The sequence below is a fragment of the Actinomadura vinacea genome (assembly GCF_039532545.1).
In the GTDB taxonomy this organism is placed as follows: domain Bacteria; phylum Actinomycetota; class Actinomycetes; order Streptosporangiales; family Streptosporangiaceae; genus Spirillospora; species Spirillospora vinacea.
The window spans coordinates 58,676-73,212 of sequence record NZ_BAAARW010000030.1 but is presented as its reverse complement, the minus strand read 5'-3'; the positions used below and the strand labels follow the sequence as shown (position 1 = coordinate 73,212).

12 protein-coding genes are annotated in these 14,537 nt (G+C 71.0%); 6 read left to right on the top strand and 6 right to left on the bottom strand.

Features of this window, described 5'->3' with window-relative positions:
• The first annotated feature begins 62 nt into the window (after positions 1 to 62).
• The 6 genes from ABD340_RS36695 to ABD340_RS36670 all read left to right on the top strand — a co-directional run bounded on the left by ABD340_RS36695 (position 63) and on the right by ABD340_RS36670 (position 9,763).
• Positions 63 to 1,256 carry a sensor histidine kinase gene (locus ABD340_RS36695; RefSeq protein ID WP_344595409.1) on the top strand — a complete coding sequence of 398 codons (1,194 nt, stop codon included), beginning with the start codon at positions 63 to 65 and terminating at the stop codon, positions 1,254 to 1,256.
• Positions 1,253 to 1,921, top strand: coding sequence for a response regulator (locus tag ABD340_RS36690; protein ID WP_344595408.1), 669 nt, complete (start codon positions 1,253 to 1,255; stop codon positions 1,919 to 1,921). Before ABD340_RS36695 ends, ABD340_RS36690 begins: the two co-directional genes overlap by 4 nt.
• Positions 1,922 to 2,040: 119 nt before the next feature.
• Entirely contained in the window at positions 2,041 to 5,259 is a 3,219-nt protein-coding gene (locus tag ABD340_RS36685) for an efflux RND transporter permease subunit (protein WP_344595407.1), read from the top strand.
• 144 nt (positions 5,260 to 5,403) lie between these two features.
• The gene (locus ABD340_RS36680; RefSeq protein WP_344595574.1) at positions 5,404 to 6,852 is read left to right on the top strand and encodes a class I adenylate-forming enzyme family protein; all 1,449 of its coding nucleotides are present in this window, start codon (positions 5,404 to 5,406) and stop codon (positions 6,850 to 6,852) included.
• A gap of 282 nt (positions 6,853 to 7,134) precedes the next feature.
• Positions 7,135 to 8,598: an MFS transporter gene (locus tag ABD340_RS36675; RefSeq protein ID WP_344595406.1), complete on the top strand. Its 1,464-nt coding sequence runs from the start codon at positions 7,135 to 7,137 to the stop codon at positions 8,596 to 8,598.
• Positions 8,599 to 8,737: 139 nt separating this feature from the next.
• Positions 8,738 to 9,763 (top strand): phosphotransferase family protein, encoded by a 1,026-nt coding sequence (locus ABD340_RS36670; protein ID WP_344595404.1) that lies wholly within the window; start codon positions 8,738 to 8,740, stop codon positions 9,761 to 9,763.
• Here ABD340_RS36670 and ABD340_RS36665 read toward each other — a convergent pair.
• The 6 genes from ABD340_RS36665 to ABD340_RS36640 all read right to left on the bottom strand — a co-directional run bounded on the left by ABD340_RS36665 (position 9,744) and on the right by ABD340_RS36640 (position 14,522).
• A complete protein-coding gene (locus ABD340_RS36665) occupies positions 9,744 to 10,475 on the bottom strand; it encodes a TetR/AcrR family transcriptional regulator (protein ID WP_344595403.1) in 732 nt (243 codons plus the stop codon). The two genes, ABD340_RS36670 and ABD340_RS36665, sit on opposite strands and share 20 nt — an antisense overlap.
• An 85-nt stretch (positions 10,476 to 10,560) precedes the next feature.
• Positions 10,561 to 11,013, bottom strand: a complete 453-nt coding sequence (locus tag ABD340_RS36660) for a nitroreductase family deazaflavin-dependent oxidoreductase (protein ID WP_344595401.1) — start codon at positions 11,011 to 11,013, stop codon at positions 10,561 to 10,563.
• A gap of 12 nt (positions 11,014 to 11,025) precedes the next feature.
• Positions 11,026 to 12,300 (bottom strand): cytochrome P450, encoded by a 1,275-nt coding sequence (locus ABD340_RS36655; protein ID WP_344595399.1) that lies wholly within the window; start codon positions 12,298 to 12,300, stop codon positions 11,026 to 11,028.
• Complete coding sequence (locus ABD340_RS36650) at positions 12,297 to 13,076, bottom strand: SDR family NAD(P)-dependent oxidoreductase (RefSeq protein ID WP_344595572.1); 780 nt, start codon at positions 13,074 to 13,076, stop codon at positions 12,297 to 12,299. Before ABD340_RS36650 ends, ABD340_RS36655 begins: the two co-directional genes overlap by 4 nt.
• Positions 13,077 to 13,081: 5 nt before the next feature.
• Positions 13,082 to 13,309 carry a ferredoxin gene (locus tag ABD340_RS36645; protein WP_344595397.1) on the bottom strand — a complete coding sequence of 76 codons (228 nt, stop codon included), beginning with the start codon at positions 13,307 to 13,309 and terminating at the stop codon, positions 13,082 to 13,084.
• Between the two features lies 1 nt (position 13,310).
• A complete protein-coding gene (locus ABD340_RS36640) occupies positions 13,311 to 14,522 on the bottom strand; it encodes an amidohydrolase family protein (RefSeq protein WP_344595395.1) in 1,212 nt (403 codons plus the stop codon).
• Positions 14,523 to 14,537: the final 15 nt, after the last annotated feature.

Genomic DNA, 14,537 nt, shown 5'->3' with positions numbered 1-14,537 from the left:
TACGGGCGGATAACACGATCGGTTGATGTGGGAGGTCACGGGCCGCGATTACCGTGTGTGGGTTGCGGACGGTCACATACGGCGAGGTGGCGTGGGTGGAGTGCCAGGGGTGGCGGCGGCGATATCCGTGGGCGCATGACGCGGCGGTCGCGCTGGCTTCGCTGCTCTTGACGCTGGGGATGATGCGCTTCGCGGGCCAGCCGCCCCAGGGGCGGGTGCTGGTGCCGATCGACTACGGGTATGCCCTGCTGGCCAGTGGTGTCCTGCTGGGACGGCGGCGGTGGCCGGTGGGGGTGCTGGTCGTGACCGTGCTGCTGGCGGTGGTCCGCGGGGGGATGGGCGGTGCCCACGGCCCGCAGATGCTGCCGGCGCAGGTGGCCCTTTACACCGTCACCACGGTGTACGGCGGCCGCGTGGGCCTGACCGCGGGGATCTTGCTGCTGGCGGTCGCGATGGCCCAGCTGGTGACGGTCGCTCCCAGGGGACTGTCGCCGGGGATGATCGCCGTGATCACCTCGACCTGGCTGGCCGTGGCGGCCGGGGGCGGGGTACGCGCCCAGCGGGCCTACGTCGCGGCGCTGGAGGAGCGGGCGGTGCGGGCCGAGCAGGCCCGGCGGGACGAGGCCGCGCGGCTGGTGGCCGAGGAACGGGTCCGGATCGCCCGGGAACTGCACGACGTGGTCGCCCACCAGTTGACGCTGATCAACGCGCAGGCGGGGGTCGCGCTCTACCTGCACGAGGGGGAGCGGACCGATCCGGCACGGCTGGCCGAGACGCTCTCCCACGTGAAGGAGGACTCCAAGCAGGCGCTGTCGGAGCTGCGGGCCATCGTGGGGCTGCTGGGCAGCCCGGAGGCGCCGCGCGAGCCGGTGCCGGGGCTGGACCGGCTGGACGACCTGGTCGTGTCCTTCGCCCGCGCGGGCCTGCGGGTGGACGTCCGGCGCCGGGGCGAGGTCCGGACGGCGTCGTCGGCGGTGGACGTGTCGGGGTACCGGATCGTCCAGGAGGCCCTGACCAACGTCAGCAAGCACGCCGGCACCGGAACCGCCCGGGTGTGCCTGGACTACGCCACCGACCTGTTGAAGATCACCGTCGCGGACGACGGGACCGGCACGGGCGCCGGCGGCGGCTCGGGCCGCGGGCTGATCGGGATGCGGGAACGGGCCGCCGCGGTCGGCGGCCGGGTGACGGCCGGCCGCCGGGCGGGCGGCGGGTACGCGGTCGAGGCCGAACTGCCGCTGGGGGAGCGCTCGTGATCAGCCTGCTGCTGGCCGACGACCAGGCGCTGCTGCGCAAGACGCTGCGGATGCTGCTGGAGGCCGATCCGGGCCTGACCGTGGTCGGGGAGGCGGCCGACGGGGGCGAGGCGGTCGACCTGACCCTGGAGCACCGGCCCGACCTGGTGCTGATGGACATCCGGATGCCGCGCGTGGACGGGCTGGAGGCCACCCGGCGGATCAAACGCGAGCGGCCCGACACCAGGATCCTCGTCCTGACCACCTTCGAGGTGGACGAGTACGTGTTCGCGGCGCTGCGCGCGGGCGCCGCCGGGTTCCTGGGCAAGGGCGTCGACCCCGCGGAACTGCTGGCGGCGATCAGGACCGTGGCCCGCGGCGACGCGCTGCTGTCGCCGTCCGCGACCAAGGCGCTGATCGCCCGGTTCCGGGAGGCGGCCGCCCCGGGCCCGGCCGACTCGGCGCGGCTGGCGGATCTGACGCCCCGGGAACGGGAGGTGATGGCCCTGGTGGGGGCGGGACTGTCCAACGACGAGATCTCCGTCCGGCTGGGCCTGAGCCCGCACACCGTCAAGACGCACATCAACCGGACCATGTCGAAACTCCGCGTCGGCGACCGCGCGCAGCTGGTGATCATCGCCTACGAGGCGGGTCTGGTCAGGCCGGGCGGCCTGCGCCCGCGGTAGCAGGCGGCGCGGCCGCGTACCGCGGTCGAGGTACGCCGATTGTCCACGCTGCTCCGATGTGGCGGGGCCGGGCGCGGCGCCAGGGTGGGGACACTTGTCACCTCGTGAATCGAGCCCCCATGTCCTGGCTGTCCAAGGCCGGCCTTGCGCATCGCAAGCTGGTCCTCCTGATCACGATCGGGGTGCTCGCGCTCGGCGGGTACCTGATCCCGACGCTGAAACAGCAACTGCTGCCGAGCCTGTCGTTCCCCGCCGTCGCGGTGACCGCGGCGTACCCCGGCGCCTCGCCGCAGGTCGTGGAGCAGCAGGTGGTCCAGCCGATCGAGGACGCGGTCAAGGGGACCGACGGCCTGGAGACGATGTCCTCCACGTCCCGGCAGGGCGGCGCGACGGTCCAGCTGCAGTTCGCCTTCGGCACCGACACCGGGGATCTGGCCGCCCAGGTCCGGCAGGAGCTGGACAAGATCGGCGAGCGGTTGCCCGAGGACGTCGAACCGCAGGTGGTGACCGGGTCCACCGACGACATGCCGACGCTGACGCTCGCGGCCACCGCGGGCGCCGACCCGCGCGTCCTGGCCGACCGGCTCGCCAGGGTGGCGGTGCCCGAGCTCGAGGCGGTCGACGGCGTCAACGAGGCGGCGGTGTCGGGCGAGCGCGCCCGCGTCGTCCAGGTCGTGCCGGACCAGGCGCGGCTGAAGAGCCGCGGCCTCGGCACCGCGGCGATCACCGGCGCGCTGGAGGCGGCCGGGACCACCTTGCCGGCCGGCGCGGTGGAGTCCGGTGGCAAGAGCCTCAGCGTCCAGGTCGGCGGGCCCATCGGCGCGGTCGACCAGCTCAAGGATCTGTGGCTGACCCCCGGTGCGCAGGCGCCGGGCGGGCAGGCGCCGGGCGGGCAGCGGCCCGGTGGTCAGGGGGCCGGTGCGCAGGCGCCTGGAGGTGCCGCGGCGCAGGGCGCCGCGGTGCGACTGGGCGACGTCGCCTCGGTACAGGTCACCGACTCAGAGGCGACGTCCCTGACCCGTACCAACGGCAAGGAGAGCCTGGGCGTCTCGATCACCCTCGATCCCGACGGCAGCTCCTCCTCGGTCTCCGACGACGTCCGCGCGCTGCTGCCCGAACTGGAGCGCAAGCTCGGCGGCGCGAAGCTCACCGTGGTCACCGACAGCGGACCCGCGGTCAGCGAGGCGGTCGCCGGACTGGTCGAGGAGGGGCTGCTCGGCCTGGTCATGGCCGTCCTGGTGATCGTGCTGTTCCTGCGGTCGGCCCGCTCGACCCTGGTCACCGCGATCTCGATCCCGCTGTCGCTGGTGATCGCGCTGATCGCGCTCAAGATCGGTGACCACTCCCTCAACATGCTCACCCTGGGCGCGCTGACCATCGCGGTCGGACGGGTGGTCGACGACTCGATCGTCGTCCTGGAGAACATCAAGCGCCATCTCGGCTACGGCGAGGACCGGACGACCGCGATCCGCACCGCCGTCGCGGAGGTCGCCGGGGCGGTCACCGCCTCCACCCTGACCACCGTCGCGGTCTTCCTGCCGATGGCCCTGGTCGGCGGCGCGGTCGGGCAGCTGTTCGGGCCGTTCTCCATCACCGTGACCGTCGCGATGCTGGCCTCGCTCGTCGTCTCCCTCACCGTCATCCCGATCCTGGCCTACTGGTTCCTCAAGCCGCCCGCCACCGGCGGCGACCCGGACGGGTTCCGCCGCCGCGTCGAGGAGGAGGAACGCAACGGGCTGCTGCAGCGCGCCTACGTCCCGGTCATCGCCTTCGCCACCCGCCGCCGCAAGAGCGTGCTGGCCGGTTCGGCCGCCGTCCTGATCGGCACCGTCGCCCTCGCCGGCGGGCTGAAGACCAGCTTCATCGGCGGCCCGGGCAGCGAGTCCCTGACCATCACCCAGAAACTGGCCGCGGGCAGCAGCCTGGGGGCCACCGACGCGGCGGCCGAGAAGGTCGAGGGCGTCCTGGCCGCCACCCGCGGCGTGGAGTCCTACCAGGTCACCATCGGCTCCCAAGGCGGGCTGATGGGCGCGGGCACCGGCGTCGACAGCGCCTCCTACACCGTCGCGCTCAAGGACGGCACGGACGCCGAGGCCCTCAAGAAGACGCTCGACGGGAGGCTCCGCGCCCTCAGCGGCGCCGGGACCCTGACCGTCGCCGACGGCGGTGGCGGGTTCGGCGGCTCCGAGGACATCCAGGTGCAGGTCCACGGCACCGATGACAGCGTGCTCGCCGCCGCCACCAGGCAGATCGAGCAGGCGCTCAAGGGCGTTCCCGAGGTCACCGGGGTCACCAGCGACCTCAGCGAGAGCACGCCCCAGTTCGTCATCCGCGCCGACGGCGGGAAGGCCGCGGCGGCGGGCCTGACCGACATGACGATCGCGCAGGCGGTCACCCAGGCCGTCCGCGGGCAGACGGTCACCACCGTCCCGCTCGGCGGCGACGACACCGACGTCACGGTCCGCACGACCACCACCGCTCCGCGCACCGCCGCCGAGCTGCGGGGCCTCGACGTGCCCACCGCCACCGGAGGCACCGTCGAGCTCGGCGACGTCGCCACCGTCACCCAGCAGGACGGCCCGGTGGAGCGCGCCCGCGTCGACGGGGACCGCACCGTCACCGTGACCGCCACCCCGGTCGGCGACGACACGGGAGCCGCCAGCGGCGCCGTCACCGAGGCGCTGGACCGGCTCGACCTGCCCGAGGGCGCCGAGCACTCACTCGGCGGCGTCACCGCCGACCAGGACGAGGCGTTCGCCCAGCTCGGCCTGGCCCTGCTCGCCGCCATCCTGATCGTGTTCATGCTGCTGGTGGCCACCTTCGGGAGCATCCGGCAGACCCTGGTCCTGCTGGTGTCGATCCCGTTCGCGGCGACCGGCGCGATCCTCCTGCTCCGCGTGACCGGCGTCCCCCTCGGCGTCGCCGCCATGGTCGGCCTGCTGATGCTCATCGGCATCGTGGTCACCAACGCGATCGTCCTGGTGGACCTCATCAACCAGTACCGCAAGGCGGGGATGGGCATCACCGAGGCCGTCACCGAAGGCGGCCGGCGCCGCCTGCGGCCCATCCTCATGACCGCACTGGCCACGATCTTCGCCCTGCTCCCCATGGCGCTCGGCGTCACCGGCTCCGGCGGGTTCATCTCCCAGCCGCTGGCGGTCGTGGTCATCGGCGGCCTGTTCAGCTCCACCGTCCTCAGCCTGATCCTCATCCCGACCCTCTACACGATGGTCGAGACCCGGAGGGAACGCCGCCAGGCCGGGAAGGCGGCCGCGGACCGTCCCGCCGACCCGGCCCCGGCCGGCGACCGCGGAAAGGAGCTGGACCCCGTCGGCTGAAGGGCACCCGTTACACGGCCCCCGGTAGAGCGTGATTCTGACTTGGATAGAACATAGCTTCCATTGACAGTGATGGAGGGTTCTGTTTCGGTAGAGGGACGTTCTACCCGGGGAGCGCCTGAGGTGACCATGCAAGACGTGAGTATGAGTCAGGTGCAGCGCATCGCGCAGCTTGCGAACGAGCGGCCGGACGAGCCGGCGTACCTGCAGGTGCGCGTCGACGGTACCGAAGAGGTGGTCACCTACAGCCGGCTGGACTCCCGGTCCGGCCGGCTGGCCGGCGAGCTCGCCGAGCGCGGCGTCGGCCATGGCGACCGGGTGGGGCTGGGCCTGCGCAACTCCCCGCAGTTCGTGATCAGCGTCTTCGCGACGTGGAAGGTCGGCGCGGTGCCCGTCCCGGTGCGCTGGGACGTGCCGGAGTGGGAGCTGGAACGGCTCCGGGACGTGATCGACCCCCGCGTCTACCTCGGCCCGGACGACCTGGCGTGGATCGACGCGACGGCCGGGCGGGAGCCGCCGGAGCTGCCCGATGTCGTGTCCCCGCACCTGCAGGGCATCTGCAGCAGCGGCTCCACCGGCACCCCGAAGATCATCTTGAGCTCGCTGCCCGCGCTGTTCAACCCGACGTTCAGCACGCCGATGGCCGAGGCGTGGCGCATGCGGGTCCCGCGGCCGCAGACGATCCTCGTGCTCGCGCCGATGTACCACGTGAACGCGTTCGCCACGCTGAACAACCTGCTCGCGGGCGACCGGCTGGTGGTGATGGAGAAGTTCGACGCCGCGCTGGCGCTCGAACTGATCGAGCGGCACCGCGTCACGACGTTCACCGCGACGCCGACGATGCTGCAGCGGATGGCGGACGTGCCCGGGGTCGACGGCCGCGACCTGTCCAGCCTGGTGTTCATCCAGCAGGGCGCGGCGCCGATGCCGCCCTCGCTGGTGCACCGGTGGGCGAAGCTGATCGGCCCGGAGCGGATCATCATGGCCTACGGGATGACCGAGGCGCTGGGCGTGACCGCGTTGCGCGGCGACGAGTGGATGGACCACCAGGGCAGTGTCGGGCGCGGCCTGCGCGGCACCGAGGTGCGGATCCTCGACCCGGACGGCCGCGAGCTGCCGCCGGGCGAGATCGGCGAGATCTTCCTGCGCTGCCCGTCGTACGGCGGCTCGACCTACCTCGGCGAAGCGCCGCGGCTGCCGGAGACCCCGGACGGGTTCGCCGCCGTGGGGGACATGGGCCACGTCGACGCCGACGGCTATCTCTACCTCGCCGACCGCCGGGTCGACATGATCATCACGGGTGGCGCGAACGTCTTCCCGGCCGAGGTGGAGGCGGCGCTGATCGACCATCCGAAGATCGCCGACATCGTGGTGATCGGGCTGCGCGATCCGGAGTGGGGGCGGCGGGTGCACGCCGTCATCGAGCCGGCGGATCCGGCGGCCCCGCCGGCCGTGCAGGAGGTCATCGCGTACGCCAAGACCCGGCTCGCGCCGTACAAGGTGCCCAAGACGATCGAGTTCGTCGACGCCGTCCCGCGCAGCGCGGCGACGAAGGTCAACCGCGGCCGGCTGGTCGAGGCGCGCGGCGGCTGAAAGGACGGCCGACCGGGCATCGCCGTGTGTGAGAATTGCCTGTTCAGGAAGTGGAAATGATCTTCTCCTTCCTTATGGACATAGCAGCTTCTCCTTATTAGGGTATGACTTATATCTGAACTTCGCGGAAGGGCGTATTTGCTGGGGGTGAATTGGCCCTTGCCGTGGAGGGAGTCGACCAGACCAATTCGTGTCATTCAGTGAACCGGACCGTTTCCGAAACCGCGCATCGTCCATGCCCCGGCCGACCACCCCACCCCACCCCAGCGCCCGGAGAAGTCGATGACCATCTCATCGGACAGAACCACCCCGCCCAGTGAACAGCCGTACCTGCGCGCCCTGCTCATCCTCATCGTGATCGAGGTCTTCGCGGTCTTCGAGACCGCGATGGCGATCGCGGCCATTCCGAGTTTCATGCGGGTCTTCGAAGCCGACGCGGCGGCCGCCGGCTGGACCACCACCGCCTACCTGCTGGTGGGCGCCTCCTCCGCCGCCACCGCCGGACGCCTGGGCGACATCTTCGGACGCAAGAACGTCCTGGTGTTCGTGCTGCTGGGCGCGGCCTGCGGCTCGCTGATCAGCGTGCTGGCCAACGACCTGTGGATGATCACCGTCGGCCGCGGCGTGCAGGGCCTGGCCGCCGGAGCCCTGCCCCTATCGTTCGCGCTGGTGCGCGAGCTGCTGCCGGAGCGGCGGGTGCCGCTCGCGGTCGCCCTGCTGGGCGGCATCGTCCCGATCTGCACCGGCGCCGGCGCCCTGCTCGCCGGGATACTCCTCGACCACAGCGGATGGCGCCTGCTGTTCATCGTCGCCACCGGCATGGGCCTCGTCGCGGCACTGATCGCGTTGGTCGGGTTGCCGCGCACTCCCGGGCTCACGCCCCGGCCGACGGTCGACTTGCTCGGCGCCGTCCTGCTCATACCGGCGACCGGCGGGGTGCTGTTCGGTGTCTCCCGGGCCGAGGAGTGGGGCTGGAGCGACGCGCGGGTGCTCGCGGCGTTCGCGGTCGGGCTGGCGGCGCTGGCCCTGTGGGTGTGGTGGGAGCGGCGCGTCCGCGAGCCGATCGTGGACGTCCGGCAGTTCACCGACCGCAAGGTGGGCCTGACCACCCTGGCGACGATCACCGTGGGTGTCGGACCGATGGGAGCCGCCGCGCTCCTGACGCCCATGGTGCTGCAGTTGCCCGCCTCCACGGCCGTCGGCCATGGACTGTCGGCCACCACCGCCGGGGTGGTGATGCTGGTCAACTCCACGATCGGTTACGGCGGGGCCGCGGTGAGCGGGCGGATCGCCGAGGTGGTGGGGGCACGCTGGGCCCTGGCCGTCGCGGGCGTCCTCTACCTCGCCGGAGCCGGGATGTGGATCTTCCTGATGGAGAGCCTGCCCGGGACCGTGGTCTGCCTGGGGCTCATCGCCGTGGGTTCGGCCTTCGCCTACAGCGCGATCGCCAACCTGATCGTCGAGGCGGTCTCGTCCGGGCAGACCGGTGAGGCGACCGGGATGAACCGGGTGACGCTGAACGTCTCCGTGGCCACCGGCCTGTCGATCACCGCGGTGATCCTGACCGTCTCGACCGTGCCCGGCACCCACCTGCCGACCGAGACCGCACTGACGGCCGCCTGCCTGTTCATGATCGCCTGCTCCGCGGTGAGCCTGCTGCTCGCACTGCTCATCGGCAGCGCCCGGCGGGTGCCCGTGGAGAAGGCGCCGACGCCGGGCCTCGGCCCCAAGCAGACGACCGCCTGAGAGAGCCGGCCCCCGGCCACGAACGCAGGACGAGCCCTCGCCCGGGCACCGGTCCCGCCGTGGCCGGGGGCCGCCGAAGGAAAACAGCGATCAAAGGGAGAAAATGCCGAACCAGAAATCCCTTCCAGTCCCCCGGAGGATGACGGAACTGATGTCGCCGGAATGGCTCAGTTCGGCGCTCGAGCCACGTTTCCCCGGCATCCAGGTCTCGAAGGTCACCCCAGGGCCGGTGGTGAGCCGGATGTCGACCAATGCCCGTTTCCGCATTGAATGCGAGGGCGGCCTCCCCAGTGGGTTGTCGCCGGACCTGTGCGGCAAGGGCTACTTCATGGACATCGGCACCTGGGAGGCCCGTAACGCCGGGGTATCCGAGGTGGCCTTCTACCGCCACATGGCGGGCACGAGCGGCGTGCGGACCCTGCGCAGCGTGTACGCCGACATCGACCCCGAGACGCAGCACGGCGTGGTCATCACCGAGGACGCCGTCACCCAGGGCGGCACCTTCCTCGACGCCACCAGCGACTACACCCCCGAACAGACGTCCCAGAGCCTCGAGCAGTACGCCAAGCTGCACGCCGCGAGGTGGGGCGATTCGTCGCTCGGCGAGGCGGAATGGCTGTCGCCCCGGCTCGAAGGCCATCTGGTGCATCGCGGCGTCAAGGAGATCCGCGCCAACTTCGAAAGCGAGATCGGCGCCGGAGTGCCGGACGAGGTCCGCGACCCCGATGCGCTCGTCGCGGCCTACCGGGCGCTCGCGGAGGAGACGCTCTCCGAATCCCCCTGGTCGGTGATCCACGGAGACGCCCACGTCGGCAACCTCTACCTCGACGGAGACCGGCGACCCTCGCTCGCCGACTGGCAGCTGGTACAGCGCGGACCCTGGTACCTCGACGTCGGCTACCACATCGCGTCCACGCTCACGGTGGAGGACAGGCGGCGAACCGAGAAGGACCTCCTGCGGCACTACCTCGACAGGCTGCGCGCCGCCGGGGTCGAGGCGCCGTCATGGGACGAGGCGTGGCTGGGCTTCCGCCGGGGCGTCGTCCACGGCTTCTACCTCTGGAGCATCACCCTGAAGGTCGCCCCGGAGATAACCAGCACGCTCCAGCACCGTCTCGGGACCGCGGCCGCCGACCACGAGGCCTTCAACTCGGTGTCCCCGTGAGCGACGGCGGCGGCGTCTCGCCGCCGCCGTTGAAGGCGGCCAGGCAGAACGCCCACAGCTGCGCGGCGATGTCTTCGAGCCGTTCGCCGGCGGTCGCGAACGCATAGTGGTGGTAGACCGACATGACCAGCTTCATCACGAACCACGCGTCACTGGCCGGATCGGCCGGCCTGAGCAGGCCGAGCGCGGCCGCCTCCCGCAGCTCCCTCTCGACCAGGTCGGCGAAAGGCTGGTTCACCTGCGCCATCTCGTCGGGGAAGAGCTGGTGGAGGCGCCAGTGCTCGGCGGTGACGAAGCGCGGCCCCATGCCGCGGTCCGGATCGTCGTGCGCCGGGTCGCCGTCCAGGTCCCGCAGCGATTCGAGCGCGCCGGTGACGAAGAGGCGCAGCCGCGCGACAGGGTCCGGCAACCGCCGCATGGCGGCGTCGATGTCGGCCGCCCCGTTGATGATCTCCTCTTCGAAGACGGCGAGCAGGAGCTGGTCCTTGCCGGCGAAATGCCGGTAGAACGTCTGCAGCGCGATCCCGGCCTCCTTCACCAGCTCCTGAGTGGTGAAGGAGGAGCCCTTGACCCGGATCAGCCGGCGTGCCGCGTCCACGATCGCCTTCACCTGCCGGACGCTGCGCGTCCGCGACCGCTGGACCGAGGGCGACCGGTCCGCGGCCCGGTCGGCCCACGATGCAGGGAAGTCACTCGTCGCTTCAGTGGTCACGGTTCGCTTCTGTAATCCGGGTTCGCTTCTGTGCAGTGTTTGCTTCTGTGCAGTGTTTGCTTCTGTAATCAGGGGGGTTCGCTCGTCAGGTGGTGGTGCCTTCCCGGGCGGGGGAGAGCACCACGATCGGGATGACCCGTTCGGTGCGCGTCTGGTACGCATCGTAGTTCGGCCAGTAGCTTGTCGCGATCTTCCAGAGGCGGGACCGCTCCGCCTCCTGCGCCGTCCGCGCCACGACCCGGATGTGCTCGCCCTTGACCTGGATCTCGGCCTGCGGCCGTGCCACGAGGTTCAGATACCACGACGGGTGCTTGGGCGCGCCGCCCGTCGACGCCACGACGAGGTAGTCGTCGCCGTCCCGTCCGAAGATGAGGGCGGACGTGCGCTCCAGGCCCGTCTTGCGTCCCGTGGTGGTCAGCAGCAGGATGGGCACCCCGTTCCACTCGAACCCGACCTCGCCGTCCGTCTCTTTGTAGCGCGCCACATGCTCGGCGCCGAGAAGGGTCAGGTCGGGCCTCTGGTAACCGGGGTCGTTCATGCGCATGGCTCCTTATCCGAAGACGACGGGGATTTCGGTCGCGCCGCGCTCGTACATGCCGATGAAGCGGGGCGGTTCACGGTCGGGGTCGAGGCGGAGGTTGGGCAGCCGGTCGAGGAGCGCGCCGATCCCGATCCTCATCTCGGCGCGGGCGACGTGCATGCCCAGGCAGATGTGGGCGCCTCCGCCGAAGGCGAAGGAGGCCTTCATCTTGCGGGTGATGTCGTACTCGTCGGGACGTTCCCAGCGGGCCGGGTCGCGGTTGGCGGCGCCCAGGCAGATGTGCAGCACCGACCCTTCGGGCAGGTGGACGCCGTGGAAGTCGACGTCGCGCGTCACATACCTGGAGAACATCGGGTCGGTGGGCACCCACCGCAGTGCTTCCTCGATCGCCGGCCGCAGCAGCGCGCGGTCCTCGTTCACCGCCTTGAGCACCTCCGGGCGTTGCAGCAGGGCGGTGAGGGTGATGCCCATCTGCTTCCAGGTCGTGCCCGATCCGGCGGTCAGGAGCAGCACGGCGAAGGAGTAGATCTCAGCGTCGGTGAGCCGTTGCGCGATGCCGTTCTCGTCCTTCATCTCGGCTTCGACGAGGACGCTGATCAGGTCGTCCTGCGGGGACTCCCGGCGGGCGGCCACGATCGGCTTGATCATCTCGACCAGGTCGGCGGGCCGGGACTGGGCGGCGCGGATGTCGAGGGCCTGCTCGACGGGGACGCCGAAGCTGCCGGTGATCGTCAGTACCGGGATGGCGGCGCAGAAGTCCACGTTGAGCTCGGCGCGGCCCTCGTCGGCGAACCCGTCGATGAGGTGGTGGACGGTCTCCTCGATCCAGTTGCGGATCCACCATTCCGCCTTGGCCGGGACGAACGAGGGCTGGACCAGCGACCGGTGGCGGCGGTGCTGGTCCCCGCCCATCGCCAGCATGCTGTTCAGCGCGTCGTAGCGGCCGTTGTTGGGGTCGACCGGCTCCAGCGAGGAGGAGAAGACCTCGGCGTTGCGGTAGGCGGCGTCGCACGCCTCCCAGGTGAAGGCGGAGAAGTGCGGCCGGTCGGGGAGCGGCAGGCCCGAGAAGGCCGCCGGTCCGTCGAACCCGGTCAGCTCGTGGACGATGCCCGGATGGACCGCGGCCCGCTCGCGCAGCCGGTGCCAGGCCGGGTACGGGTCCTCCTGGTACCCGCCGCCCATGTGCGCGTTGTAGGAACTGCGCAGGTCGAACAGTTCGCGAACGCGGTCACGGTCCAGGAGTGCCGTCGTGCTGTGCTCGGTCATCTCGCTCTTCTCGTTCACTTGGCGATGTAGCCGCCGTCGACCGGCAGCAGCACGCCGGTGACGTTGGCCGCCCGGTCGGACGCCAGGTAGACCGCTGCCTCGGCGCAGTCCTCGGCCGTGATCGGACGCCCGAGCGGGTGGTTGGCCGCGGTCTGCCGGGTCACCGACTCCAGGGCCTCGGCGCCGGTGTCCAGCCCGCCCGCCGCCATGAAGCCGGTGAAGGGCATCCCGGCCGGGCAGATGGCGTTGGCGCGGATGCCGAACGGCGCGCCTTCTATCGCGACGGCGCGGGTGAGCTGGTGCACCGCGCCCTTGGTGGCGCCGTAGACGGAACCGCCCCAGGCGACCATGCCCGCGACCGAGCCGGTGTTGAGGATGACCCCGCCGGTGCCCTGCCGCTTGAACTGCAGGACCGCGTGCTTGGAGCCGTAGAACACCCCGCCGAGGTTGACGCCGACAAGGCGCTGGAAGTCCTCGGCGGTGTGGTCCTCCAGCTTGGCGCCCAGGCGCGGCGTGGGGACGCCCACGTTGTTGTAGATGATGTCGAGCCGGTCGAAGCGTTCGGCGGCCGCCGCCACCATCGCGGCGACGTCCTCCTCGCGGGAGACGTCGCACTCGACGGCGGCGGCGGTACCTCCTGCCTCCTCGATCCGGCGGACCGTCTCCTTGACCGGTTCGACCCGGATGTCGGCGCACATCACGCGCGCGCCCTCCTCGGCGAACCGGAGCGCCGCGGCGGCGCCGACCCCCGAGCCGGCGCCGGTGACGATCGCGTTCTTGTCCTTGAGCAGCATGCCGCTCACTCACTCTCTCCGGAGATCAGCCGGAGCGCGCCGGTGGGGCAGGCGTCCACCACGGTCCGGAGCGCGTCGGGCGGGTCGGCCGCCGGATCGACGACGACCGCCTTGGCCTCGTCGTCGTGCGCGAAGGTGCCCGGCGCGTAGACGACGCACATGCCGCTGCCCAGGCACAGCTCCCGGTCGACCTCGATCGTCGGGGCGTCATCATTCTGGGGGGGCGACCCCATGTCAGGCGGTCGCGAGGACGGGCGGTTCGGCCGGCGTGAACCGGTACAGCCGCTCGGCGTTGCCGCGCAGGATCTTGTACTGGGTCTCCTCCGGCAGGTGGCCGATGCGGTTCTTGATGACCTTGATGCTGTCGGGCCAGGTGGTGTCGGAGTGCGGGTAGTCGGTCTCGCACATGATGTTGTCCTCGGGGAGCTCACCGAGTTCGATGCTGGCGATGGCGTGCGCGTCGTCGATGATGCAGCCGAAGATGTGGTCGCGGAAGGTGCCGCGGATGTCGAGGGTGTCCAGGTCGATCGCGCCGCTGCCGGCGTGCTGCTGGAACTTCACGCCCTTCTTGACCCAGTGCCGCTGCTTGTCCAGGACCTGCTCGGCCCGCTCCAGGAAGTAGGGGATCCAGCCGGCCTCGCCCTCCGACAGCGCGATCTTCAGCTTGGGGTAGCGCTGGAACAGGCCGCTGAACAGGAACGACAGCATCGTCCCGGAGGTGCGGGTCGCGCCCCAGGTGAGGTTGGCCATGAACGGCGCGTCCTTGCAGATCTGCGGCAGCTGCGAGGAGGAGCCGACGTGCATCGACACGACCATCTCCAGGTCGTTGGCCGCGGCCATCACCGGCTCCCAGTAGCCGTCCTTGTCATGGATGGTCGGCAGCCCGAGCGGCTCGGGGTTCTCCGAGAACGCGAACGTGGTGGCCCCCTTGGCGGCGCACCGCTCCATCTCCTTGACGGCCAGTTGCGGATCCCAGATCGGGATGAGGATCAGCGGGATGTAGCGGCCGGGCGCGGCGCCGCACCACTCCTCGATCATCCAGTCGTTGTAGGCCTTCAGGCACACCAGCCCGAACTCGCGGTCGCTCGCCTCCTGGAACAGCTGCCCGCAGAACCGGGTCACGGTCGGGAAGCACAGCGAGGCGAGGATGCCCGCGCGGTCCATGTCCTTCAGGCGGGCCTTCGGGTCGTAGCAGCCGGGCGCCATCTCGCTGTAGGGCAGCGGCTCGGGGCTGAACTCCTCCTTCGACTTGCCCACGACCGCGCTGAGACCCGAGCTGGGCATCCGCTTGCCGTCGTAGACCCAGTAGTCGATGCCGTTCTCGTACTCGATGTGCGGGGCGCGGTCGCGGTCCTTGGCCGGGACGCGGTCGACCCACACGTTCGCGGGCTCCAGGACGTGGTCGTCGACCGAGATAAGCCAGTCGAGGTTGAGGTTGGAGGTCATGGTCCCTTCCTTCCT